Source organism: Methylobacterium sp. NFXW15 (genome assembly GCF_049887755.1).
Lineage (GTDB): Bacteria > Pseudomonadota > Alphaproteobacteria > Rhizobiales > Beijerinckiaceae > Methylobacterium.
Map to the genome: position 1 here is coordinate 520,535 of NZ_JAGEKG010000001.1, position 21,847 is coordinate 542,381.

Sequence of the window (21,847 nt, forward strand, 5' to 3'; positions counted from 1 at the left end):
CCCGCATGCCCTACGACCTCACCCCGGAACAGTTGGTTGTAGAGCGTGAAGTGCGACTGGGTTTGCATGGGCATGAGTTTTACACGCTACTCGGCTATTTCACGCTGAACTTTTGTACCTGCGAAGCCATCATCACCCGCCTGTTGAGTTGGGTTCTCGACATGCAGGACGAAAACAAATTCGATCTGCTCGTGCGTGGCATGGATGCACGCACAAAATGCGAGCGGTTGAGACAAGCTGCACAGGTGTACTCGCCCATGGAAGCCAAGTTGGAAGCTCGCGTCCTCCACTATTTAACAGTGGTCATCCCCACCCGAAACAAACTCATGCACAGTTGGCCCCAGATGCACGGGGACAGCATCTACTTTACCACTGTGAGCCTTAGAGCACCCGGACTGGAATTTCTAAATCCTCATACCACGCGGCCCCTCGCGCCTCACATCGAGATCAACGAGTTCTTCCGACAAGGCATGTGGCTGGGAGAGTTTGCGGATGACCTGTTGAGGGCCAGCCAAAATTTCACCGATCACCGGCACCTGGGCATCATCGCGCCGCATTCCAGCTTGCCCCAGATCAACCAACCCAAGAAGAAGAAAGCAACCAAGCGTTAGCCCTGGCAGCTTGGCATGCAGCAGCGGTGACATCACGTTAAGTTGAGCCCGGCTAAGCCTCCCTCATACGGGAGAGCAAACATGGCTAGGCACGAGTATCGCGTTCAAGTCGAAGAGCGGCGCTTCTACGAGGAAGATCGCAAGGGCAACGATGTTCTGTGCAAGAACAACCGAGTTTTCTTCCACATCGACAATCCCATCCAACAGGATCACAAAGCCCGTATTCAACTGCGCAGCGAAGGCGCACGTTGGATGGGAGTGGATGTCACTCGACCCAAAAACATGGATGGCGCCAAGTACACCCTGCTGCTGGCCACTCTAGCGGCGGAAATCCAAGAATGGCTCACGCTTACGAATGCCCATCAGGACATTCAAGTGATGCTAAACTACAGCGTGTGTGGGGGAACCCTGTTGGATGTGGTGTTTGCTCACACCAGCGAATATGATCGCGGGGAGTTCTCGTTCTTCTGGCACGACCGCGTGATCGAGTACAACGGCCGCAGCAGCATCCGGTACGCCAAGCCGGAAAAGGCCGAGCAGCAAGAGGCAGCCTAACGTGGCACTCACCACCATTCGGCTGCTGAGCGAACTCCAAGCTATGCGGGCCGTGGGCACGCGCAGCGTGGGCAACTGGACGTTCAGCGTGGTGGGGGACCGAGCGCACGAGGTGATCCAGTGGGTGGAGGGGCAACCGCTCCGCTGCACCATGAACGCCCACTGGAACCGCGATGAGCTGATGGCCGTGTACGTGATGTTTGAGCGCACGGCGCATTCCGAAGCCAACCGCACCGAGATCGGCGCTGCCCTTACAATGTTCGCCACAGCGTTCAAGGGAGTGGACGGCTGGCAGTGGGAGGATGGTGACGTAACGGCTAAGGTGAGCCGGGTGTGCTAGGACCGGGCAGCCACGGTGGCTATGAAGAAGAAGCGGCAATTCGCATTTCTAGTGAGTTCCGCCACGGACCACCCGGCTCCGGTTTATGTGGTGATAGCTGCGCGGGCCGAGGATGCGCTTGCAGTGGCGGCACCTGAATTTGCCGAGGATGAGCCGCCAAAAATCGTAGGGCGGCTGGCTGACCGGGTGGCCAAACGGTTGCGGCTCACAGCGGATCAAGCGCACCGGGTTTGAAGCATTGCAAAATCATACCAAATGGTAGCTGCACAACCTCGACCCGATCCAAGACAGAAAAGGGGGTGTATGCCCCCTGTGAAATCCAGGCTTGGTCCTGGCACTGTCCTCGCCACCTAATGGATAGGACTTACTCTTACAGCCTACTCCGCTCTCTCCTTGCTGTGCTCCATCACTCCAATAGTGTAGCACCACTATCCTTGTTCGCAACCGCTAAGGCGAACTAAAAGACGCTGCACCGATGTGGGATGCCACTGCCCGCCCGTGCGAGTGGCAATGCCCCGTGCGTTGAGCGCTGCTGCTGTGTCCCTGACGCTGTGTGCCCCGCTGGCTCGGATCTCTGACAGCGCAGCAGTGAGAGTGCTGGCGTAGGCATCCGCCGCTGCACGGGCTTCCTTGGCGTGCTGGGCGATGTTGTTGTTGCCCAACTTCACACCCCTTGCCTTTGCCGCTGCCAGCGCGGCCTTGGTGCGGTCTGAGATGGCCTTGGCCTCCTGCTCGGCTACGGCTGCCATGATGTGCAGTGTGAACCTGTTGGCCGTGGGCATATCCACGGCAACCATCTCCACGCCGCTCTCCATGAGATTGGCTATGAACGCCACGTTGCGGGCTAGCCGATCCAACTTGGCTATCACCAGCGTGGCCTTCTCCCGCCGTGCCATAGCTAGAGCAGCAGCCAGTTGCGGTCGGTCGTTGCGCCTGCCGCTCTCCACCTCCGTGAACGCTGCCAGCGGCGATCCCTGGCAGTGGGCGAGCACTGCGGCCTGCTGGGCTTCCAGGCCGAGACCGCTTGCACCCTGCTTGGCCGTACTCACCCGGTAGTATGCGACGTACCTCACAACCGCCTCCGTGCACGACAACAACGTGCGTTGTGTTCGTGTACAGCCGCGCTCCTAGCTGCGCGAATGAAGAATTCTGCGAGAACAGCGAAATCTTCGGTTGATTGCGATTGGTTATGGCGCTCCAATGGGTGCAAGAACAGCGCAAACGGCGCAGCGCAGCACTTGGTACTACGCCTCGCGAAGTGCTTTTCTAACTTGTTCAGAACATTGATGTTTTTTCGCAGTTTTCTACACTTTCCGAGTGCAGGAGATCGCTGGCGTTTGAGCGAACCAGGGCGGCGGCGCGCAGTAATACGATTGGAGCAATTGGATTGCGGAAATCGTATGTAATCTACAACTGCACGTTGTCTGTGATTGATGCTGTGTTGAAGTTTGACCTTCTCTGCGGCTCCTTGGACTTCCTAATCCTCTCGCTCGCTGATTGCGATTGCGTTCTCGATGTACCTGTCCTTGAAGTCCGAGAACCACATGTGTCCGCTCAGTTTGTTGCCGCTCACCCATTTCCTGAATGCAGCTAGGTCGGCTTTGCCCGAGCGGAACTGCTGACGCCTTGTAGTGTCGAGAAACCACAACTTGCCGTACGGTTGCTTGAACGCCAGCGATGTTCTGAACTTGGGATGTGTGAGCCTGAATGTGGTTTGCCAGTCTTGCGCTGGGCTGATGCTTACTCCCAACACACTGAATTGCTCGGGTTTCCTGGCTTCAACCGTCACATCCACTTGTGCACCCATGATGTCACCACGCAAGTGAGTGGGTGAAAGCCGCTCGGGGTCTTGCAGCATGCCATCTGGTGGATTGTCCACGAGGTCACGCATGTGAATGGTGATCCTGTTCTCTAGCATCCACAACAAGATGCCGTGGTAGAGAATTATGCTTGGTGCGGTTGTGCTCTTGATCATGCCACCGCTTGTAATGCCGTGTGCTTGCAAGAGCGAGCACAGAGGCTTTGTGGAGTTAACTGGCGCATTGTGTGCGGCGCCACATGCTCACGGCTTCACATGATCACTCGCTCGTTCGTTGGTGCGGCTGAGAACTTTTAACTGTTAAAGGTTTGGCCGCCCCATGTGAGTTTGTACCTCACGGCATCCCTGGGCTTGCGGAACTCGATCCATGCTCGGCGGCTGTAGCTGTGATCGCTGTGCCTCTGCTGGCTCATGTGCAAGCTGTACTCGCTGGGCACCATATTATCGTTCAGCCACTCGCGCAGTTCCTCCGGCAGCAGTGCTCGTGCAAATGCCTGCGGGTCCAACTCTGCCAGTGCTTGGTGAAAGCGCAGATCAGTCATGCTCTGGCTCAGTGCGATCCAAGCGCCGCCCATGAGATGCGTGGTGTCCTCGAAACTTTCTCGATGATATACGAATTGGTTGCTCATGTGGTGCCCTCCCTAGTGCTCGTATTTACTTGCACAGGGCCATTGGGGGCATCTTTGTGTCCGGCAGTGCACACAGCACGGGGAGGGCTTGACCGCAGGAACCCAATGGTGTTGTTCACGTTCCGTTCCCAAGGAGATTGCCCCATGAGCACTACTGCACACAAGCGCGCTCCCAGGGACATCGCAGGCACTGCCAGCGCCTACCTTGCCCGTGCCCGTGGTGATGCCGTGCTGGCCCTGCACGAGGCCATTTGCGATGCCATGTGGGAGCGTGACCTAGCCCAGGAGCGGCAGCAGCGGTTGGAGCAGGCTGTGAGCCACGGCTATGTGCGGGCGGCGTCTGCTCGTGGCCAATGAGCCGTGTGCCCACTCGGCTGAGCGACTTCCCCTATGTGATCGTGCGGTTCAGCTGCATCTTCTGCCCCACGCGTCGTGGCGTGTATCGGCTGGCGAGGCTGGCTGAGCGCTTTGGGGCGGAAGCATCGTTGGATACGGTGCGGGAAACCATCAGCGCAAGTTGTCCGCGCAGGCGCGCAAGGGGCAACCAGTACGTGCCTCGCTGCCACGCATGGTTCACCGACATACCCTGTTATCGCAATTGGGACGTGCCCAGCGACACGATTTGATCGCGCGAATTAAATTTCACATTTGCGAGTTTGTCGCCGCTGCACATTGGCAAAATATCGTACCATGTTTCAAAACGCCGTGCGCGCGGGTCCACGTGGCATCTGTCATGCCTATGTGGTCTCCGATTGGTAGCAAAGGGCAGTCAAGAATTCATTGCGCACAAGGAGAGCGGCACCATGCTCGAAGGCAGGACGAGTGAACCAGCCAGAGACCCGAACACGTTCTCAAGCAAGAAGAACGCCGTGTACTATCTGCGGAGGCTCAATGAACGGGGCCTGCCAGCGGAAACGCGCTGCATTATAGCGATTGATGACGAAGAAGCCATTGATTTGGCCTATATGTCTTGCGGTCGATACCGAGCCCAGCTGTGGCAGCGAGCGCGCTTGGTACACGAGATACCGGCTTTCGAGTTCAAGCATGCTCCGGGCAGCGGGTGAGCAGAGAGATCGCTTGTTGCTAGCGATACAGCGGTAGGCACAAGCCCAGCGCACCCAGCCCCACTACCACGAGCAAACCCGCGATGGTTTCCCAGCGGGCTGCATCATCTGGATTGCGAGTGGATACGTAAGCAGCAATGACGCCAGAAACGAGTATGGGAAGCGCTAGAACACACATGAATTAGGAACTCCGTGCGCTAATAGTCACGCGCGAATTCCGTATTCAATCAGCAGTTCGCCCCATTGAGCCGTTTACATTAACGGGGGTGCAAGCCGGGCAGCGGGTGAGCAGCCGACCTTTGAATGATGGGGATGCTGCCCAGCTGCAAGGCATTTACTCGAAAGAAAGCCCCGGACATGGCATCCAGGGCTTTCTCTACGTAAGGAGATTTTACAATGTCTGCAGGGGGCACCACTCCCTGCATTCTATCTATCTCTGGCCCCTCATCTCTCGCACCCACTGGTTCACGCTGAGAGTGCGAACGCCCTGGTTGATCAGTTGGGGTTGGCCCATGTCCTCACAAGGGTAGAACTCGCTGTTGCGCAGGCTCCATGGCCGGTTGGTGTCCAACCGAATGATGCGACCCGGCTCCGTGGGATCAGGCTGCCGCTGCCACAGGCCCAACCATTCGCGATGGGTGATGTTGAAGGGCTCGCTGTGTTTTGCGGCCATGCGGCGAGCGTGATGGTACTGTTGGGCAATCTGACGCTTGCGGGCTTCCAATATCTCGAACAGCACTAGGCTTGCCTCCACTCAATACCGTTCTTTTCACACCAATCAAGACACATGGGTCCATGTCTCATGCTTCTTGATTTTATATATGGTGGACATAGAGATGCTGAACTGCTGACCGAGAACTTTTGCGGTCTCGGCCGATGATCGGATTATACGAACGTCATGTTCGGAGAGATGAGTTTGAGGTCTATCTGTTCCTCGTACGACTGACACGTTGCGCCGCCCTTTGGCATCCATGTCAGCAACGTTGTCAGCCGGTGAGCCACACCAGAGATGCTCTGGGTTCACACATGCCGGGTTATCGCAGGTGTGGCACACGTACATTCCATCGGGTATCTCGCCTTTGAAATGTTCGTAACTCCAAAGATGAGCATACGTGCCACGGAATTGCCCATAGGGCTGCTCTGGCCAAGTGGTCTTCCAGCACCAGCAATTGTCGCTGGTGATATCGTACTTTGCATGAAATCGAGCCAGTATGTTTTCCGGCTTCATTTTTCTTGGTTTGTCTCTCACGCCTTACTCCATGCGATACCATTCTTCTGACACCAGTCTGCGTAACTGGTCTTGCTGTTCTTTGCGATTTTCGTTTGCGGATTCTGGAACCGGATCTCGATGCGATAGTCCGGGTGCTGCTTCCGGATGGCACGCATCTTGGCGCGGTCGCTCGCTGGGAACCGCCCCTTCACTTCGATGATGCGCTTGGCAACTGGGTCGATGAAGTCGGGCAGATAGCGATGCGCGAGGGTGTAGGGCAGGTAGGTGCTCTCGTAGCTGTACTCAGGTCCGAGGGTGGCACCCACGCGGGCTTCCAGGCGATTGCGATAGCCGCTCACGGGTGAAGGAACAGAGCGCGCTCTGCTTCCCTGCGGCGGGTGAGCCCCGCCAGTACGCGGCCACCGGCCTTGTTCCACACAACGAACTGATCCGCTGCCTCTTGGGTCTTGCCCGCGTTGAGCCGCCTGATCAGCGTGCTCTTGGACAGCGCAGCAGCGCCGATGTTGTAGGCGAGGCTGACGAGGGCACTGAACTGGTTGGCTGTGACAGGCACGCGGAGTGCAGCAGCTACAGCGCGCTCGAAGCGGGCTAGGTCCAGCTGCAACAGTTCCACCGCCCGTTGGGCTGTGATGGTGAGGCCCGGAGTAACGTCGTTGCCCGTGTGGCCATACCCGATTGTGAGAACCCCAGCGGGGCACTTGTAGGCGTGAAGTTCACAGCCCTCGAATTGGCGGATAAGATCAACGCCACTGTTGTTTGTCTTCATGCCGGTATTTACCGGCCATGCGCAAACTCACTCCCAGATGGGTGAAGGGTGAAGGCGGGTGAAGGCAGATACCCTTCACTTTCACTGCTGGGACAAAATAGAAAAGAAAATTATTACACCTAAGAAAGTACCCTTCACTCCCTTCACTCCCTTCACCCCATAAGAAAATCCATGTATCTCAATGGGATACACCCATCGGACGCATGGCTAAAGGGTGAAGGGAGGGTGAAGGGAGGTTGTTCTCCCTTCACCCTTTTGCTCACTTGTACTGATATCCGCTTCCACGCTTGGTGCTCTTGGACTTCCATCCCAGTTCGGGGTGGTTGTTGATCACTCGCTTCATCTCCTTCGCGAAGCTGTTGTAGTTGTAACTCTGGCCACTGAAGTAGGTGTTTGCCCAAAGGTCGTATTCCTTGAACAAATCCGCTGTGGCCTGCGGCCTGCCATGTTTGCAGCTGGGCACTTCGTGCTGTTCCAGCCACTGCTCTACCTGACTGCGCTCGCGCCATTCAGCCTGCTTGGCCTTGAGGATGGCCTTGAAGGGCTTCATGGGGTCTTCGCCGTGCTCGTCCACGCTCTGCCAGAGAACGCCAGCGTCGATGAGGTTGATGGTGGCGTGATCGGGAGTGCTGGTAAAGCGCAGCGCTGCAAATCGACGGTTGCCAGTCTCGTCTCGAATTAGCTGCTCGATTTCCTTGTTGCTGCACCCAATAAACGTGGCGTTCTGACGGATGTTCACGACATCGTTGCTGCCCATGGGGCGACGTTGCAGCATGGGCAGAGTGATCAGGTTCTTCACCGTGTCCATGTCAGCTTTGCCAGCGTGGCTCATCTCGTCCATGAACAGCACGTAAAAGCGCCACATGTCGTGGTTGCGATTGTCGGTGATCTCGGAGAAGTCCGTGTTCATGGTGACTTCCTCTAGGGGCTTGAGGAAGATGTCACGGATAAGCGTGCTCTTGCCCACGCCCTGCGGACCCAGCAGCACCGGCATGAGGTGATCCGTGATCGGTAGGCCCAGCATCTTGCGCTTGACCTGCCACATGAACTTGCTGAGCACCGCGCGAACGAAGTCGGCATCGTGCTCCTCGACACAGAATGCCCCGGTAATGCGCTGCCAGTTGGCTGCCACCGCTTCCTTGCTCTGGGGAGCGAACGCCACATCCGAAAACAGTTCCAGCTTGCGATCCTCAATGGCGTCGAGAAACCAAGTGGTCACTGCATCGCTGATGGCATCCTTGGAGAAGCCCAAGCCGTACTGCTCGTTGATCATGCGCAGTTCGCGCTTGAACGTTTCCGTGTTGACCTCTCGGCTCTCCTTGATCCGAGCCACGTTGTCGATGAGGCGATCACGAGCGCGATCCTCGGCAGTGATGATGTCGCCTTCAAAGGCTACCGGCGCGCTCCTGCTGATGCTGCGGTTGTAGGCTACGCGGATGCCCCTATCCCCGGACACAGCGCGCAGCAGTTCCACGGCTGTTGCCGGGAACAAGCCCAGCGCATCCTTGACCTTGGCGCGATGCACTGCGGCCTTCCAGTCGCGCTTGGTGTGCTCGGTGTGTTCGATGACCCACTTGCGAACCTGATCGAGGTTCTGGCTGTGGTCGAGCGCATCTACAAGGCTCTGTAGTTCGATAGCTTCGCTGCGGATGGCCTTCTCATGAAGGCCAGCGAGGATGTCGGCGATATAAGTTGTCGTGGTCATTTTCTTATTCCTTGGTCAAAAAGAAAGTCCGAGAGACCGCACGACCAGTCTCTCGGACACCAAGGAAGAAATGCAACAATGCCTGCTGCGTATCTATTTATAAGATATCCTTGGTATCGAGAGCAATATGAAAGTCGTGCATTGCCTCTAACGCCACTATGCATTCCTGCATTCTGTCCCGTCAATTTTATTTATGCGCACTAGTGCAGAATGGCGCTCAAACGGTTGCCATACTCTAATATCGCTCTTTTATGCTCACCTGTATAAATAAAATTACAACAAACAACAGGAGCACATCATGCGAAAAGGAACTCGACACACGGACGAAACCAGGGCCAAGATGAGCGCCACGCGCAAGGGCAGGACACGTTCGCCCGACCACTGCGCAGCCCTCAGCGCAGCTATGCGAGGCAAGACCCAAACCGAGGCCAGTAACGCCAAGCGCGCAGAAGCCATGCGGGCCTATTGGGCTGCCAAGCGTGCTGGCAAGTAAGAGGTTGGATGTAAGCAGAATTGATAAAAGGAAGAAGAAAATGAATGATCTATTCGAAATGCCCGACAGCACTCAGCCGCAGCCCCCCGTGGTTCGCACTCGCACGCCCAAGATGCTTCACGCTCTCAGCGAGCGAGTGAAGGTGCCTGCCAGCAACGGCAAGACTGTTGAGTATGCCCGTCTAAGCGATGCCGACCACCACGAGGTGCGCGAGGTGATCCGTTCCTTCTATGACTTTCGTGATGACATTCGCATCGTACTGGATCAGCCTAGCGGGCTGTTCGGCAGCAGGGGCAAGGGCAGTGCGCAGACCTTCTGGGACGTGCTGGTGGGCATGTACGAGAAGATGCACAAGCGCCATCCCATCCTGCACGCTCGCGTGGGTCAGGACCTAACCATCAAGCAGCTAGACGAACTCAATCGCCTGATTGACGCACTGAACAAGCAGTTCGGGGGCGACCTTGCCTACATCCCAGTGCCTTAGCATTGAGATCCAATAGATCAATGCTCACAGGGGCGCTGCCTATAGCGCTGGCTATGGCTAATTCCGGATGTTCCTAGGTGGCCCACTGCCGGGTGCTTGCGGTTGAGGCAGCGACTTTCGCGGATTGACCCATGCCTATATGGCTTCCTCAATCCGGCCACCCTTGTAAGTAGCACATGACGGCTTGGCCCGCTTTGACTTATGTTCAACCTTTAGTGGTCAGCGTAGATACCAGCCGCCGCAAATTACCTTCAGCAGCCCGTCTTACGGCAAGGCCGATCAGTTTCGACCTAAGGCTGCAACAGCCTGTCGTACAGCCGATCCCCTGAGAAGAACGGGGTTAGCTGCTGGCGGCAGGCTGAGAGATTGAATTCGTCTCTTTCCGCCCGGTCCAGTACCTTGCGGAGGTGGGCGAGGAGAGCCGGGCGGTTGGCCTCAGCCGTGAGCGGCATGGTCCAAGCGCTGGGGTACTGAAACTCCTTGGGGTACATCTCCCGATAGGAGAGCCTAGCAGGCACCACCGGCACAGCCCCGGCCAGCACGCCCTCATAGCAGCCAATGCCAAGCGTCTCCTGCAACGAGCACGAGAAAACCACCCGGCTTCGCGCCAGCAGGCTGTGGTACTCCGCTTTGCTCAGCGCAGTCTCTTGAGCCACCCGGAACTCCCAGTCCGGGAACTCCTTGCCCAACTCCCTGAACATGCTCTCCTGCTTCTCAGGAGCACGCCGATGGGGGAACAGCACGATCTTTTCTTTGGGCAGATCCCGGTAGGGTTCGATCTCCGCAGCTAGGTACTCCATGGGCCAGCCCACGAGCGCCCTGGCGAAGCGGGGATCGTCCTTGCTGACCTTCACGCCCTTGCGGAACAGATCGATGTGGGCCTGCGTGGCGAATGCGCTGATGTCGTAGGCCTCCCACAGTGCCCGCTCCATGGCCTCAGCCCAGGGCGCATCCTTCAAGGGAATGTCCCCGAGGAAGTCGTGGGGGTCATAGTGCCCAGCGTGCCAGAGGCCCACCGTCTTGACGGGCACCTTGAGCAGCGCACTCATGTAGCGGACCTGATGCACGCCAGGGTGCCATGCATCGGTGAACAAGAACACGTCGCCCGGCTGCACCTCATCCCGCTGGAAGTGCTCCGCTACGCGCGCAATCTGCGTGCCCTTGAACACGTTGGTTCCGGCGAAATCGAGGAACGCCCCCTCGGTGGGGACTTGCACCGGCAAGTCTCCATCCACCTCAATCACCCGCGCATCCACGCCGCGATCAGCCGCAGCATGCTCCAACTGCCGGGGCAGGTGTTGCCGCCACTGGTTGGTATAGCGCTGTTCGTGGCCCTCAATGGGCAGCAGCCAAACGTTCATCGGGCACGCGGCTCCATGGCCTCATACTGGGAGTAGCTACCGCACTCGCCGTCCTCGCTGATCTCGATCCAGATTTTGCGATCCAGGTAGCGAGCAGCGATGCGCGCGTGCAGTTCGTCGCTGAGTGTCTCGCAACTTTTACCGTCAGCTTGCAGCGTTTTGTCCGCGTACAAGCCCTCAAGCCATTCAAGGAAGTCGTGAAACTCAACCTCACGATCACCATGCCACACCTGTATCCACACCCGGAACTTGAACAGGTGGCGGTGTCGAGTGGCGAGGTAGTCTCGCCGTTCGGGAGCATCTTTCCAAAGGTGGAAGCCTGCACGCTGGAACGTCACCCAGATCATGCGGAAGGGTTCAACAGCGGCCATGATCACTCTGCGGGGTTCAACTGCGCGGCTTGGGAGCGCCGCTCAAGCAGGACGAGGACGAACCAGATGGCGATACTGGCGAGCATCTTACCGGTCCAATGCGAAGCGAAGTTCAGGGGCGTGAGGTGGCTGATGCCATAGAGAATGATCAATCCATCCAGCCAAACGCTGCACAGCGACGACCAAAGGATGCGATCACGCAACTTGGTCAAACCAAACCAGTGAAACAGTGCTTGATCCAATGCCTCACTCACGAGGAATGCGGCAGCGCTGTAGATCGCCACGTCCCCGTCGATAAAGATGTAAGTGGCAATCGACGCGAGTAGCGTCAAAGCGATCACATAATCACCGAACAATCGCTGGCCATAGTCGCGCAGCACGAAGATCAAGCCCACGAATACCGTTCCCCAGAATAGGGGAAACTGCACAGCCGGATCGCCGCTAAACGGAAGCGGTATGTCTACCTTGGGCCACCATTTGATCGTGAGGTTCACAAAAATGCCGAGGCCCACGTACAGCGCGGCAACGACAAGCGATAAAACAGGGTGGTCCCGCCACCGGGGACTGTATCGCCCGATGAGGAAGTCTTTCAGTTGTTGGCTTGTCATTACTCTATGCCAAACTTGTTAGAATGTGCTGGCTTTCTGCGATTACCGGACGCGGCTGCGGGCACAGCACGGGATTTAGAACCGTGTTGATCACCGCTTCCATCTTGAGCAGCGCAGCGGGGAAGCGCAGGCGGCTCTGGTCCGAGTTGTACCAGTTGCTGATCGCATTGCGATGAGCATCAACTGTGACCTGAATGTTGTGGCACGCCACAAGTAACATGGCATCTGATATTGGCTTCGGAACAGCGCCGCTGAAGTCCAGCAAGTCGCGCACTTTTACAAGGTTTCCCACGGAGGTGAAAGCCGCATACTGGCGATCTCGGCCGGATTTGCGGCAATCTTCGTTGCGCGCGTGCGTTAGATCCGCGCACCATTCGTTGAGAGTGCGATCATAGGCGTCTGGATGTGCCTGACTTGGAGCATCGTTGCTCACGCTGGCAGCTACATAGTCGAGCCCGTAAGAGGTAATAGCCTGATTGTATCGGAGCGCAGTCACACTTGGATTGCTGGTGTCGTAGGTGATCTGCAAATCAGTTTTGTCGTGCTCGCGGATCGCTCGCTGGATCACGGTCAGCATCACAGCACAATCCAGCGTGCTCGTGCCAAGGACGTGAATGTGCCGGAGCCGTTGCAGCGTGCCATCGGCTCGCATGTCGAGGATGCGATTGAGCATGAGCCCATAGTGGCGCACATGGCCGCCCGCGAACGCGATGCCATCGGTGATGCGGCTGGCGCTCTCGCGATACCAAGTGCTGCTCTCGGCCTCGTTGCGACCTTGCAGCACCGTGAGGAACCCCGCTTTGCCGGGGTCTCGATGCGTGAGCATGTAGTCGGTGTTGATCAGCGTTTGCAGCAGGCAGGCATTGTACTCAAAGCCCAGCCGGTTGGCCGCGTTGAGGCTGTCCAGCTGAGGACCCAATCCCTCGGCACGCATGCGCTGCACATGCGGGATCATGTTGCCCGGCGAGATGCCTCCCGTGGGGAAGTCCAGCGCCATCACCCAATCGCCGTTATCCTCCATCCAGCGGAGCATGCGCAGCACGGTGGCTTCGCCCTCCCAAGGCATTGTGCCTTCTTGGATTTGGAAGCCGCCGCTGTCTGCGACGGTAAAGGTGCTGCCCTTGTTGCGCTGGCTCACCACAGTGTTCCGCGCAGCCATTACCGGCGTCTTGGCGAACTGGCCCGCGCTCACCAGCGTGGCCGGGTAGTGAAACAGCCTGCCGGGCTCCAAGTAGTTCAACTGGGGACCGTTCACCCCGGCGAAACTCCAAGCGGCATCACCGGCCACATCCGCATAGTTCTTGCTGATGGCTGGCAGATAATGAGCGCGATTGGCCAGGGAGCCCTCCCTGGGGAACATCACTCGTTCGCCCGCGATCTCAAACACATGGTCGGGCTGATCCGGGAACAGTGGCTCGATCGCGCGCATGTGAGCGGAGTGGCTTCTGAGGGTTAATTTTTTGACGCTAGGCTGTGCTCGCGCCCAGCGAACGTGCCGTAAACTTTTAAGACTTAAAGGTTTGCAAAGGCACGAATGATATCAGGCCGGGTGTGATGAAGGCAAAAAGCAAGAAGAACACGGATGTACATGCGTCCGATCTTGAAGCCCTCGACCAGCAGTTCCAGCCAATTGTAGCGAGAGCCGAAGCCGCTATAGACCTTGGCATCGTGGCCGAACGTTCGCTCAACGATGTGCTGGGTGAAATCTACGACTTCGGTCAGGAGTTGATCAAGGACGAGGAACTTGCTCGCAAGTTCTTGGAAGCGCGTGGCGAGAAGTATAACGGCTGGGCCAAGAAGAACATCTATCAGCCACTCGTGAAGATTGCTTTTGCCGGACGCAAACAAAGCGCTGGCTTGCTGAGCCAACGAAGCGAAGCGCTGGACATCACCACGCGCGAGAAGCCCGCCACCGAAACTGCCAAGGACTTTTTGGACAACCACGGCGGCTTCAAGGGAGTGTACGACAAGTACAAGAACACCTCAGCCATCGACACCCTGCGCAAGAAGCACGGCGGCCAAATTCCTCAGGCAGTGCAACCGCCGCTGTTTGAACTCCACCGAGCTATCAAAGCACTCATGGACTTCACGCTTCCCATGATGGCGAAGCTGGACAAGGACGACAAAGCAGTGGCTACCCGCGCCATGCTGATCCGCAACTATGAGGATCGCTGTCGCATCGACATGGTGGGTGTGGGCCATGCGTTTCCATGCGGTAGCGCTGATCTAGCGCGAGCCATCCCCGGACTGGGGCAGGGTGCGTTCCTAATGAGCGATGCCCAAGCCACCCGCTTTGTGCACGCTTATCCGCAATCGCTGGGATGGGTCGCTGCCAGCACTGCTACCGAGGCCACGTTCACGAGCCCGGCGGGAGTGGTGATCCGAGCGGAGGAACTCAGCCTTGTGCCTCACCGTGCTCGGCTGCGTGCGTGCGCACAGATGCGCAACCACAGTGCCCATCTCACCCTGGATGCCACTGGCATCGCCTCATTCCGCAACTGGCGCAAGGTGATTGACGAGGAGTACGCCAAGCGCAAACGCAACATGCAGTACGTATGGAGCCATCGAGACAGTGTGCAGCAGTGGGGGCAAGGTGGCCGTCAGCCCATTTTTGGTCCCAAGGCGCCGCTGCTGGTTCCACCACTGCCGGTGCATCTCGATCTTGAAGCCAATGGCGGCATGACTGTGGGCTTCAACCGAGCGCACATGCCGTTTGGTTCACCCACATTCTTCCTTGTGAGCCAAATGTTCGGGGGTACTAGCGGCAACCTCACCGTTCTACCCGAGCGACAGCTGGCCGTGGCGGATGTGCAGCGGCTGTGTGACGTAATCGCTGGCCTACAAATCGGAACGCTGGCTACCTTCGCAGACACCGACATGGACCAAGCTGCGCTTTGCGTGGACGCGCTGGCGGACGATGACGCCCTGCGCTTTGTGCTGCCCACGGTGATCAGCGTGGCTGGCAACTATGCCACTGCCTGCGATAGCCTCCTGCGAATTGCTGGCCCTGCAATGGCCTTGCCCGCCCAGCCTCAATAGCAGGGGGAAGGGGCTGGGGGTGTTAGCGAGCCCCCAGCTTTCATTGTGAAAGCACCACTCTACCGCCTAGCGGTCCCACCCCCTTCGGAACGGGCACGCTGGTGCCTTCGTAGTTGGCGTTGAGATAGAGGTTGGGTCCTTCGTAGAGGTTGACCTGCTGCGCCAGTACCACGGTGTAGGCCGACTGATCCGCTACCGGTTTCTTCGCGTCGATCACGACGCGTCCGGCGGGGAGATAGATCGTTCCCAGCATCGTGCGGGCATTATCCGAGATGATACGGTAGATCCGCATCGGCTTCGTTGACCCTAGTGGCGGTGGCGTTGGGGTGATCGTCGTTCCAAAATCCAACGAGACGGATCCAGTAGGATCTACGGGAGTAGCGACTGCATGCTCCTCCGTCATCAGGAGGCCTGCCATCATCCCTGTTGTCGGGGCCGCCAGGCTGATGGTGGTCTGTTGATCGAAGACGAGGCCACCCTTGTCGCCTGTGAAGTAGAACGCGACGTCCGTGCCGCTCATCGTGGCCTTCTTATCTACGATGAGCGGGCCGTCCTTCATCACGTAAGTCCCCGCGCGCAGCGTGACGATGGCCTTTTTCGTAATGTGTAGTCCACCACAATAGGTGCCGGGGTCCAGTGTGGCGTCCTGATCAACCTCGTTCTTGCTGGTATCGCCCTTCTTATTCGCTGAGATGGGAATGGAGGCGCAAGCACCAGCGACTGGCATTGGCCTGCTTGCCAAGGGATCTGCAATAAATGGGCATTCCGTCTGCGGTGTGGGCGAGAAGTTCGCACGCAGGCCGACATATCCACCGCTTGAGCAGATCGTCTCCGCTTTTGCCATTGAATTGTCGCCACCCACCATGCCACTCGCGCTCGTGGAGTTTGAATAGAGCGAGCATCCCATCGCGGTGACCTGGGCGTTCTTCTGCAGGTTGAACGCACCCGGCGCACTTGGGTCGAGGGTGAGCATGCACAGGCGCATCTTGCCGACGATGGTGACCTTGGCCTGCGCCGCTACGGTCTGCGCGCCCATGCCAATGAAGCGGCCGAAGGTGAGCGACACTCTGTCCTCGGCGCGGGCGAACACGCTTGCCTTGTCATCCGCGACGGTGACGGTGATCGCCAGCGGGTTGTTCGGTGGCGCTGGCGCGTTAGTAACTATGATCTGTTCGGTGACGCCCTTTACTGAAGCGACGCTCGACGATGCGAGTTTGAGGGCGTTGCCGCCTGCCAAAGCGCCGGCATCGACCGCGTTCTGTAATTGCGAGCGGCGGGCCACGAGCCGGGCATAGTCGATGCCGCCACCGACAAGACCGAACAGCACTGGTGAAGTCAGCGCAAAAGTAAGGGCTACACCTCCTCGGCGATTGACGGCCAAGCCTGACCCGTTAGCCAACCACAGACTAAAGACTGTTCGCAAGCGGTGCCCCACCCAACCATCCTTCGCCGACATCTCGCCCCAGCCTCAGGGTTAGAATTTGGGCAAAGGTGGGCCACTTGAATGGCTAAGCCGTTAAAGTGGTCAGAAAAATGGCTGTTTTGCTCGTCCGACCATCAGAATGATGCTTTCAAAAATATGACCAAACTTATGATGCTAAACAGGTAGGAAAGGCGCTGCTCGCATGCAGCGCCTTTCGCACATGTTTGTATCATTCTGTACTTAAGCGCGGTCTCCGCTCTGCATGCCGCGCACTTCGATTTCAGCGCGTTGCAGGTTGCGCCAAGCGCGCCATGCACGGGCGCTGGGGAAAGTCCGGCGGAAAGCCTCGCCGTTGATCGTCCCCCAAACAGTGAGCGCATCAGCAGCAGTATTCTCGACCTTGGCAAAGCCGCCCTTGCGGCTACGACCAACCACTTGTTCTGCGTTAATGCTGCACATCTTGCTCTCCATTGCGTTCCCGCAACGGAAAATCTGCAGCCAGACAGGACGAAGAGCGAGCAAAGATTACCCGCTCTGATCAATCTGTTTCAAAATTTTCTTGGGCGATCTACTGCGTGGGTTTGGTGCGCTTGTAGTTGAGCGAGCCGTCCGCGTTGAACAGCACGGCACCTCGACGGACGTTCACGGGTTTGAGGTGTGGGGCCAACGGCACCTTGGCGTGATCGGGCGTGACCTCCCACAGGCCGGTAGCTGCAAGCGGCAGCATGTCCACCACGAGCGGCGTCTGGGTGGCTTTGCGGACCTTGCTGACGTTGAAGAACTTGTAGGCGCGAGCGCCGCCGAACAGGATCAGCGTGTACGAGCCTTCCACGCTGTTGAACTGTATGTCCTCGATGAAGTCCCGCATGGCGGTGTTGCAGCGGACACGAAGGCCATAACGGTCGTCTTCGGTTTCCGCCGACAGCCAAGCCTCACGCATGGCCTGCACGGCGCTGGCCGGGTCCAATGCGCGCTGCTTGGCTAGGGCTACCTCGCGCTCGTGCTTGAGCGTGCGGATCAGTGCCTCGGTATCTGAGCGCTCCTGCGTGCGCTTGCGGGCCAGCGCCAGCAGTTCCGGGATGTTGTCCACGTCCTCACTCTCGATCACCGTGAGCAACCGCGCTTCCTTGCGCTGTATGTCCTCCAGCTTCACCGTGAGGCTGGCCAACTCCTCGTCACGCTTGCGCAGATCGTCGTCCGCGCGGCGCATCTGCATGACATCGCTGATGCCGAAGTCGCTCACGTTATCGAGGATGAATTGCTCCGCTTGCTCATAGCGGAAGCGCATAGAGCCCTTGGTGCAAACGGGCTCTGCGTCCCCCTTGCTGACATCGCGAAAATTATTCGCGCATACCAAGTAGGTGTACTGGTTTTTGCTCTGGCTGTTGTTGTGGATGTACATCTTGCCGCGACAGTGCGCGCAGTGGACCATGCCATCCAGCAGGTTGGTGAAGTAGCGCCCTCCCCTGCCCCCCGTGCGGTTGCGATGCCTGATCTTCTGAGCCCGTAGGAACAGATCGTCCGAGACCACGCGGGGGTAGTAGTCGGCAATGGCATCCCCACGAGGCACACGCTTGCCGTCCACTTCCTCGTGAGGCTGGTACTCGCCGATAGCTGCGCGGTTGCACACGATGTTGCTCACGCTGGTGAAGTACCAACCTCGCGTGCTGGTCTTGAGCGTGGGTTCGGCTCGGCGGTTGAGTTCCTTGGCGATGCGGTCAAAGCCCACGCCCTGAGCGCTGCGCTCGAAAATCCATTCGATCAGCGGAGCACGGTCATTCAACGCATAGCTGAACTCGCCCTTGGCCACCTGCGTGGCCGTGATCCATCGAGGTGGGCTGCTGTTGGTGCGGATGCCGCGCTGACTTAGGTTGCGCTTGTTGGCGAAGGCTGCGCGGATGCGCTCGCTCTTGCGCTGGCTCTCCTCATGGGCTCGGGCCATCACCGTGAGTGTGATGATCAGCTGGCCGAAATCGCCGTTGATGCCTGCCCAGGTGTAAACCTGTTCGGGCGGACCCATGGTGACGATGTTGATGCCGCTGCGAAGGATGCCCGTGAACAGCGTGAGCGCGTCCATGACCTGCGTGCGGCTCAGTCGGTCCAGGCTCTCCACAAGCAGATAGCTGCCTCGGGGCACCTCACCGCGCTCCACCATCCCGAGGAAGGCTGCCAGCGCCCCACGCTTGCTGTTGTTGCCCTTCCATGCGCTCACGCCGATGTCGCGCAGGCCGTCGTCCAGTTCGAGGTTGTGGGCAGCCGCATACTGCTGGCTCCACTCCAATTGGCGGCGTAGGCTGTCACCCTTGATCTGCTTCTCCGTGCTCATACGCACGTAAGAAAACGCTAAGTGCTTGCCCCGCATAGGTATTCCTGCGCTACTCAACTCTGGAGTTTAATAGCAGGAACACAAAGAAGGGTTAGGGCTTGGCGGAGTACGGGTCGCGCAGCACGCGCAGGCCCGTGCGGTCGACCACGAGATAACCGCGCCGGAAATCGCCGAAGGCGACGGAGAGGCTGCCCGCCGCGATGTCGGGCATGGCCTCGGCCTCGGTAACGGGAAAGCCCATCAGCGTCGCGGCGCGGTCGGCGGCGAGCGGCGGCTGCCAGAGGTAGTTGCCGTCCGCATCCTTGAACTTGCGGATGGCGCTCTGGGTCTTGCGGTTCATCACGAACCGGGCGTTCTGCCGGTACGCCGCGCGCAGGGCGTAGACGAGATCGAACAGCACGTCGGCCGGGTTCGATGCGGCGAAGGCCGCCGAATTGCCCGTGCCGACGAAGCCGAGCTTGCCGGGCGCCCAGGAGGCGTTCGCCACCGTCTCGGAGGCAAGAAAGCCCTTCGGACGGCCATTGCCGCTGCCGGTGACGAAGGCAATGCCCTCCTGCTCCGCGAAGGCGGTCTCGACCTCGCCCGCCAACCATTCCTCGACATCGACCACCGCGTCGTCGAGGAGCGTCTGGGTCGCGGCGGGCATGGCGTAGAGTTCCGCCGCCGGGAAGGCGATCTGTGCGAGGTTCGGCGCGTCCGTGCCGGGGCGCTGGGCGGTCTCGGCCACCCAACCGGTCACGGGGGCGCCGATCGACACCGCCCGCTTGTATTGTCCGCCGGAGATCTGCTGCACGCTGGCGATGGCCCGGATCGGCGACAGGGCGGCGAGACGCTGCAGCACGGTGCGCTCCAGGTTATCGGGGGCGAGGTAGCCGCCATCCGGCCCCGACCCTGCCGACATCGCCTTGGCTTCCAGCCGCTTCAGCCCGCCGCTTTCGCCGGCACGGACATAGAGATCGAACGCCGCCTTGTGCTCCTGCGCGGCGCCGTCGTCGCGGGGGCGCGGATCGGCGAGCGGGGGGCGGGCGCGTTCCAGACCGATCCGGTCGAGCCGGGTGCGGGCCGCGTCGAGGGCGGCGTCGATGCGGGCGAGCTTCTCCTCGGTCACGACATCGGGGCCGAGGCGTCCTTCGATCTGGCGCAGACGGTCGTCGTTCGTTTCCTTGAAGGCCTCGAAGGCGGCGGCAAAGTCATCGACGGCCGAGCGGATCGGGCCGGGCTCGGCAGCCTTGTTCTCAAGCGGCGGCAGGACAGCCTTGGTTTCCAGGGCCTTGAACTCGAAACCCTCGGTCTCGATGGCGGCGTGGCGCGTCATGGGCGAACCTCGTCTGGGGGGGTGAAGGAAGGAAAGGGTCAGGCGGCGCGGTGCCGCGCGGGGGCGATCCGGCGGGCGAGGCCGCGGATCGCCTCGGGACTCGGGCTCGGGCTTGCCCGCGCCCCCGGCTGCAGGGGGAAGGTCACGACGGAGATCTCCCAGAGGTCGATCCCCTGCAGGCGGCGGGATCCATCGGCGCCGGGGCGGGCGCTGATCGTGCGGAAGCCGATGGAGAGACCGTCGAGGGCGCCCTCGCTCATCAGCGCCGCGATCTCGCGGGCGCGCTGGACGCCAAGGTTGAGCTGGCCCTCGGCGTAGAGGCCGCGCGCATCCTCGCGGAGCGACAGCCAACGGCCGATCGGCTCCGCCGGATCATGCTGGAACAGCATGCGCACGCCCGCCGCGCCGCGCCGGGCGAGGCTGCCGGAGAAGGCTCCGGGCATGACCACATCCCGGCCGAGATCGGGCACGCCGAACACGCTGGCGTAGCCGCTGATGAGGCCATCCATGGAAATCGTCCTCGCTGTGGGATCGTCGGTGTTCGGCCGCTCAGGCCGCCGGTGCGTCGGGCAGGTAGCCCACCGCCTCGCGCTTCTCGGCGCGGGTGAGGAATTCGGCGGCCTGCACCCGCCGCCAGAGGGATTCCCGCTCAGAGGCCAGGGCCTCGATCCGGTCGAGGTCGGGCTCCAGATCGACCGCGCCGAAGGCGGGCTCCAGCCAATGGGCGATGGCTTGGGCCGTCCGCCGAACGAGGGGGATCAGCGTCTGCCTGTAGAGCGCGCGGTTGGCCTCGGCGTAGTTGGCGTGGGTGCTGTCGCCCGGTAGGCCGAGGAGCAGGGGCGGCACCCCGAAGGCCAGGGCGATCTCGCGGGCCGCCGCGTTCTTGGCCTCGACGAAATCCATGTCGCGGGGCGAGAGCGCGAGAGGCTTCCAGTCCAGCCCGCCTTCGAGGAGGAGCGGACGGCCCGCATTGCCTGCTCCCTGATAGTTCGCCTCCAACTCGCCCTTGAGCCGGTCGAACTGTGCCTCGGAGAGAGAGGCCCCCGCGAAGACCAAAGCACCGGAGGGACGGGCGGCGTTGTCGAGAAGCGCCTTGTTCCAGGCCGCCGCCGCATTGTGGATGTCGAGTGCCGAGGCCGCCGCCTCGATCGGCGGCAGGCCGCCATGATCGTCGCCCGGATGGAACAGGCTGAGCGCGAGGATCGGCGAGACCACCCCCTCGCCGAGGTCGAAGCGGCGGCTGCGCCCACCGACCGTGTAGACATAGGCGCTGGGCCACCCGTCGGATCCGGTCACCACGCGGATCCGATCGGGCCGCAGTGCCTGCAGCCCCACGACGCGGCCCTCGATGCTCAGCGCTTCGAGATAGGCCGAGCCGGATAGCATCAGGTCGGCGTAGAGGGTTTCCAGCAGATCCACACCGCTTTCGCGCAGGTTCGGCCGGGCGAGCAGAGCCATGAGCTCCCGTCCCTCGCCCGAGACGGGCGTGAGCGGCAGGCTCGCGGCCGATTCCGCCACCAGCCGCACCGCCCGATAGACCACTGGGTTGCGTTGATAACCGGCTTGCGCGAGCGAGGCCGGATCGCGTGGCGTCCAGTTCGGGCGGCAATCGGCATAGAGCGCGAAGCCCGGCGGGGACGCCTTGGTGGCGAGCGCCGGGCGCACACGTCCGGCGGCTCTCGCGAGCCGGGCGAAAAGCTTGGGCAT

24 protein-coding genes are annotated in these 21,847 nt (G+C 59.8%); 6 read left to right on the forward strand and 18 right to left on the reverse strand.

Going from position 1 to position 21,847, the window contains the following annotated elements; translation table 11 throughout:
• Positions 1-5 precede the first annotated feature (5 nt).
• The 3 genes from J4O73_RS02485 to J4O73_RS02495 all read left to right on the forward strand — a co-directional run bounded on the left by J4O73_RS02485 (position 6) and on the right by J4O73_RS02495 (position 1,506).
• Positions 6-611, forward strand: a complete 606-nt coding sequence (locus J4O73_RS02485) for a hypothetical protein (protein WP_426214313.1) — start codon at positions 6-8, stop codon at positions 609-611.
• 81 nt (positions 612-692) lie between these two features.
• Positions 693-1,166 (forward strand): hypothetical protein, encoded by a 474-nt coding sequence (locus J4O73_RS02490; RefSeq protein WP_426214314.1) that lies wholly within the window; start codon positions 693-695, stop codon positions 1,164-1,166.
• Between the two features lies 1 nt (position 1,167).
• A complete protein-coding gene (locus tag J4O73_RS02495; protein WP_426214315.1) occupies positions 1,168-1,506 on the forward strand; it encodes a hypothetical protein in 339 nt (112 codons plus the stop codon).
• Between the two features lie 428 nt (positions 1,507-1,934).
• On the opposite strand, the gene J4O73_RS02500 is transcribed toward J4O73_RS02495, so the two are convergent.
• The 3 genes from J4O73_RS02500 to J4O73_RS02510 form a co-directional block, all read right to left on the reverse strand.
• Positions 1,935-2,579: a recombinase family protein gene (locus tag J4O73_RS02500; protein ID WP_426214316.1), complete on the reverse strand. Its 645-nt coding sequence runs from the start codon at positions 2,577-2,579 to the stop codon at positions 1,935-1,937.
• Between the two features lie 404 nt (positions 2,580-2,983).
• Positions 2,984-3,397 (reverse strand): hypothetical protein, encoded by a 414-nt coding sequence (locus J4O73_RS02505; protein WP_426214317.1) that lies wholly within the window; start codon positions 3,395-3,397, stop codon positions 2,984-2,986.
• Positions 3,398-3,618: 221 nt separating this feature from the next.
• A complete protein-coding gene (locus tag J4O73_RS02510; protein WP_426214318.1) occupies positions 3,619-3,954 on the reverse strand; it encodes a hypothetical protein in 336 nt (111 codons plus the stop codon).
• Between the two features lie 144 nt (positions 3,955-4,098).
• On the opposite strand from J4O73_RS02510, the gene J4O73_RS02515 reads away from it, so the two are divergent.
• Positions 4,099-4,311, forward strand: a complete 213-nt coding sequence (locus J4O73_RS02515; protein WP_426214319.1) for a hypothetical protein — start codon at positions 4,099-4,101, stop codon at positions 4,309-4,311.
• A gap of 1,137 nt (positions 4,312-5,448) precedes the next feature.
• Here the strand turns inward: J4O73_RS02515 and J4O73_RS02520 are convergent.
• The 5 genes from J4O73_RS02520 to J4O73_RS02540 form a co-directional block, all read right to left on the reverse strand.
• Positions 5,449-5,757: a hypothetical protein gene (locus tag J4O73_RS02520; protein WP_426214320.1), complete on the reverse strand. Its 309-nt coding sequence runs from the start codon at positions 5,755-5,757 to the stop codon at positions 5,449-5,451.
• 39 nt (positions 5,758-5,796) lie between these two features.
• On the reverse strand, positions 5,797-6,246 hold the full coding sequence (locus J4O73_RS02525; protein ID WP_426214880.1) for an HNH endonuclease signature motif containing protein: 450 nt from the start codon (positions 6,244-6,246) through the stop codon (positions 5,797-5,799).
• 17 nt (positions 6,247-6,263) lie between these two features.
• Positions 6,264-6,554 carry an endodeoxyribonuclease gene (locus tag J4O73_RS02530; RefSeq protein ID WP_426214321.1) on the reverse strand — a complete coding sequence of 97 codons (291 nt, stop codon included), beginning with the start codon at positions 6,552-6,554 and terminating at the stop codon, positions 6,264-6,266.
• A gap of 29 nt (positions 6,555-6,583) precedes the next feature.
• A complete protein-coding gene (locus J4O73_RS02535) occupies positions 6,584-7,015 on the reverse strand; it encodes a lysozyme (protein ID WP_426214322.1) in 432 nt (143 codons plus the stop codon).
• A 259-nt stretch (positions 7,016-7,274) separates the two neighbouring features.
• Entirely contained in the window at positions 7,275-8,720 is a 1,446-nt protein-coding gene (locus J4O73_RS02540) for a VapE domain-containing protein (protein WP_426214323.1), read from the reverse strand.
• 533 nt (positions 8,721-9,253) lie between these two features.
• Here J4O73_RS02540 and J4O73_RS02545 point away from each other — a divergent pair.
• The gene (locus tag J4O73_RS02545; RefSeq protein ID WP_426214324.1) at positions 9,254-9,697 is read left to right on the forward strand and encodes a hypothetical protein; all 444 of its coding nucleotides are present in this window, start codon (positions 9,254-9,256) and stop codon (positions 9,695-9,697) included.
• A gap of 290 nt (positions 9,698-9,987) precedes the next feature.
• Here the strand turns inward: J4O73_RS02545 and J4O73_RS02550 are convergent, their stop codons facing one another.
• From J4O73_RS02550 to J4O73_RS02565, 4 genes are read right to left on the reverse strand one after another with little or no spacing between them, the layout of a single operon-like run.
• Complete coding sequence (locus J4O73_RS02550) at positions 9,988-11,058, reverse strand: hypothetical protein (protein ID WP_426214325.1); 1,071 nt, start codon at positions 11,056-11,058, stop codon at positions 9,988-9,990.
• Complete coding sequence (locus J4O73_RS02555; protein WP_426214326.1) at positions 11,055-11,429, reverse strand: hypothetical protein; 375 nt, start codon at positions 11,427-11,429, stop codon at positions 11,055-11,057. The genes J4O73_RS02550 and J4O73_RS02555 overlap by 4 nt, the downstream gene beginning before the upstream one ends.
• 2 nt (positions 11,430-11,431) lie before the next feature.
• A complete protein-coding gene (locus J4O73_RS02560; RefSeq protein ID WP_426214327.1) occupies positions 11,432-12,037 on the reverse strand; it encodes a hypothetical protein in 606 nt (201 codons plus the stop codon).
• 4 nt (positions 12,038-12,041) lie between these two features.
• Positions 12,042-13,466 carry a hypothetical protein gene (locus J4O73_RS02565; protein ID WP_426214328.1) on the reverse strand — a complete coding sequence of 475 codons (1,425 nt, stop codon included), beginning with the start codon at positions 13,464-13,466 and terminating at the stop codon, positions 12,042-12,044.
• A gap of 125 nt (positions 13,467-13,591) precedes the next feature.
• Here J4O73_RS02565 and J4O73_RS02570 point away from each other — a divergent pair, with 125 nt between their 5' ends.
• Positions 13,592-15,076 (forward strand): hypothetical protein, encoded by a 1,485-nt coding sequence (locus tag J4O73_RS02570; RefSeq protein WP_426214329.1) that lies wholly within the window; start codon positions 13,592-13,594, stop codon positions 15,074-15,076.
• Positions 15,077-15,116: 40 nt separating this feature from the next.
• Here J4O73_RS02570 and J4O73_RS02575 read toward each other — a convergent pair whose 3' ends face one another.
• The 6 genes from J4O73_RS02575 to J4O73_RS02600 all read right to left on the reverse strand — a co-directional run bounded on the left by J4O73_RS02575 (position 15,117) and on the right by J4O73_RS02600 (position 21,847).
• Positions 15,117-16,532 carry a TadE/TadG family type IV pilus assembly protein gene (locus tag J4O73_RS02575; protein WP_426214330.1) on the reverse strand — a complete coding sequence of 472 codons (1,416 nt, stop codon included), beginning with the start codon at positions 16,530-16,532 and terminating at the stop codon, positions 15,117-15,119.
• Positions 16,533-16,739: 207 nt separating this feature from the next.
• Positions 16,740-16,970 carry a hypothetical protein gene (locus tag J4O73_RS02580; RefSeq protein ID WP_426214331.1) on the reverse strand — a complete coding sequence of 77 codons (231 nt, stop codon included), beginning with the start codon at positions 16,968-16,970 and terminating at the stop codon, positions 16,740-16,742.
• Between the two features lie 97 nt (positions 16,971-17,067).
• On the reverse strand, positions 17,068-18,861 hold the full coding sequence (locus tag J4O73_RS02585) for a recombinase family protein (RefSeq protein ID WP_426214332.1): 1,794 nt from the start codon (positions 18,859-18,861) through the stop codon (positions 17,068-17,070).
• A gap of 55 nt (positions 18,862-18,916) precedes the next feature.
• A complete protein-coding gene (locus J4O73_RS02590) occupies positions 18,917-20,140 on the reverse strand; it encodes a phage major capsid protein (protein WP_426214333.1) in 1,224 nt (407 codons plus the stop codon).
• Positions 20,141-20,178: 38 nt separating this feature from the next.
• Entirely contained in the window at positions 20,179-20,649 is a 471-nt protein-coding gene (locus tag J4O73_RS02595) for an HK97 family phage prohead protease (protein WP_426214334.1), read from the reverse strand.
• A 40-nt stretch (positions 20,650-20,689) separates the two neighbouring features.
• Positions 20,690-21,847, reverse strand: coding sequence for a phage portal protein (locus J4O73_RS02600; RefSeq protein ID WP_426214335.1), 1,158 nt, complete (start codon positions 21,845-21,847; stop codon positions 20,690-20,692).

What these genes read in the sequence shown, in the direction of transcription:
- J4O73_RS02570 (WP_426214329.1), top strand. Translation starts at nt 13,592, where the DNA reads ATGAAGGCAAAAAGCAAGAAGAACACGGATGTACATGCGTCCGATCTT.
- J4O73_RS02490 (WP_426214314.1), top strand. Translation starts at nt 693, where the DNA reads ATGGCTAGGCACGAGTATCGCGTTCAAGTCGAAGAGCGGCGCTTCTAC.
- J4O73_RS02600 (WP_426214335.1), bottom strand. Translation starts at nt 21,847, where the DNA reads ATGCCCAAGCTTTTCGCCCGGCTCGCGAGAGCCGCCGGACGTGTGCGC.
- J4O73_RS02510 (WP_426214318.1), bottom strand. Translation starts at nt 3,954, where the DNA reads ATGAGCAACCAATTCGTATATCATCGAGAAAGTTTCGAGGACACCACG.
- J4O73_RS02525 (WP_426214880.1), bottom strand. Translation starts at nt 6,246, where the DNA reads ATGAAGCCGGAAAACATACTGGCTCGATTTCATGCAAAGTACGATATC.
- J4O73_RS02550 (WP_426214325.1), bottom strand. Translation starts at nt 11,058, where the DNA reads ATGAACGTTTGGCTGCTGCCCATTGAGGGCCACGAACAGCGCTATACC.
- J4O73_RS02545 (WP_426214324.1), top strand. Translation starts at nt 9,254, where the DNA reads ATGAATGATCTATTCGAAATGCCCGACAGCACTCAGCCGCAGCCCCCC.
- J4O73_RS02555 (WP_426214326.1), bottom strand. Translation starts at nt 11,429, where the DNA reads ATGGCCGCTGTTGAACCCTTCCGCATGATCTGGGTGACGTTCCAGCGT.
- J4O73_RS02565 (WP_426214328.1), bottom strand. Translation starts at nt 13,466, where the DNA reads ATGCGCGCGATCGAGCCACTGTTCCCGGATCAGCCCGACCATGTGTTT.
- J4O73_RS02595 (WP_426214334.1), bottom strand. Translation starts at nt 20,649, where the DNA reads ATGGATGGCCTCATCAGCGGCTACGCCAGCGTGTTCGGCGTGCCCGAT.
- J4O73_RS02540 (WP_426214323.1), bottom strand. Translation starts at nt 8,720, where the DNA reads ATGACCACGACAACTTATATCGCCGACATCCTCGCTGGCCTTCATGAG.
- J4O73_RS02585 (WP_426214332.1), bottom strand. Translation starts at nt 18,861, where the DNA reads ATGCGGGGCAAGCACTTAGCGTTTTCTTACGTGCGTATGAGCACGGAG.
- J4O73_RS02575 (WP_426214330.1), bottom strand. Translation starts at nt 16,532, where the DNA reads ATGTCGGCGAAGGATGGTTGGGTGGGGCACCGCTTGCGAACAGTCTTT.
- J4O73_RS02535 (WP_426214322.1), bottom strand. Translation starts at nt 7,015, where the DNA reads ATGAAGACAAACAACAGTGGCGTTGATCTTATCCGCCAATTCGAGGGC.
- J4O73_RS02505 (WP_426214317.1), bottom strand. Translation starts at nt 3,397, where the DNA reads ATGCGTGACCTCGTGGACAATCCACCAGATGGCATGCTGCAAGACCCC.
- J4O73_RS02485 (WP_426214313.1), top strand. Translation starts at nt 6, where the DNA reads ATGCCCTACGACCTCACCCCGGAACAGTTGGTTGTAGAGCGTGAAGTG.
- J4O73_RS02515 (WP_426214319.1), top strand. Translation starts at nt 4,099, where the DNA reads ATGAGCACTACTGCACACAAGCGCGCTCCCAGGGACATCGCAGGCACT.
- J4O73_RS02580 (WP_426214331.1), bottom strand. Translation starts at nt 16,970, where the DNA reads ATGGAGAGCAAGATGTGCAGCATTAACGCAGAACAAGTGGTTGGTCGT.
- J4O73_RS02590 (WP_426214333.1), bottom strand. Translation starts at nt 20,140, where the DNA reads ATGACGCGCCACGCCGCCATCGAGACCGAGGGTTTCGAGTTCAAGGCC.
- J4O73_RS02560 (WP_426214327.1), bottom strand. Translation starts at nt 12,037, where the DNA reads ATGACAAGCCAACAACTGAAAGACTTCCTCATCGGGCGATACAGTCCC.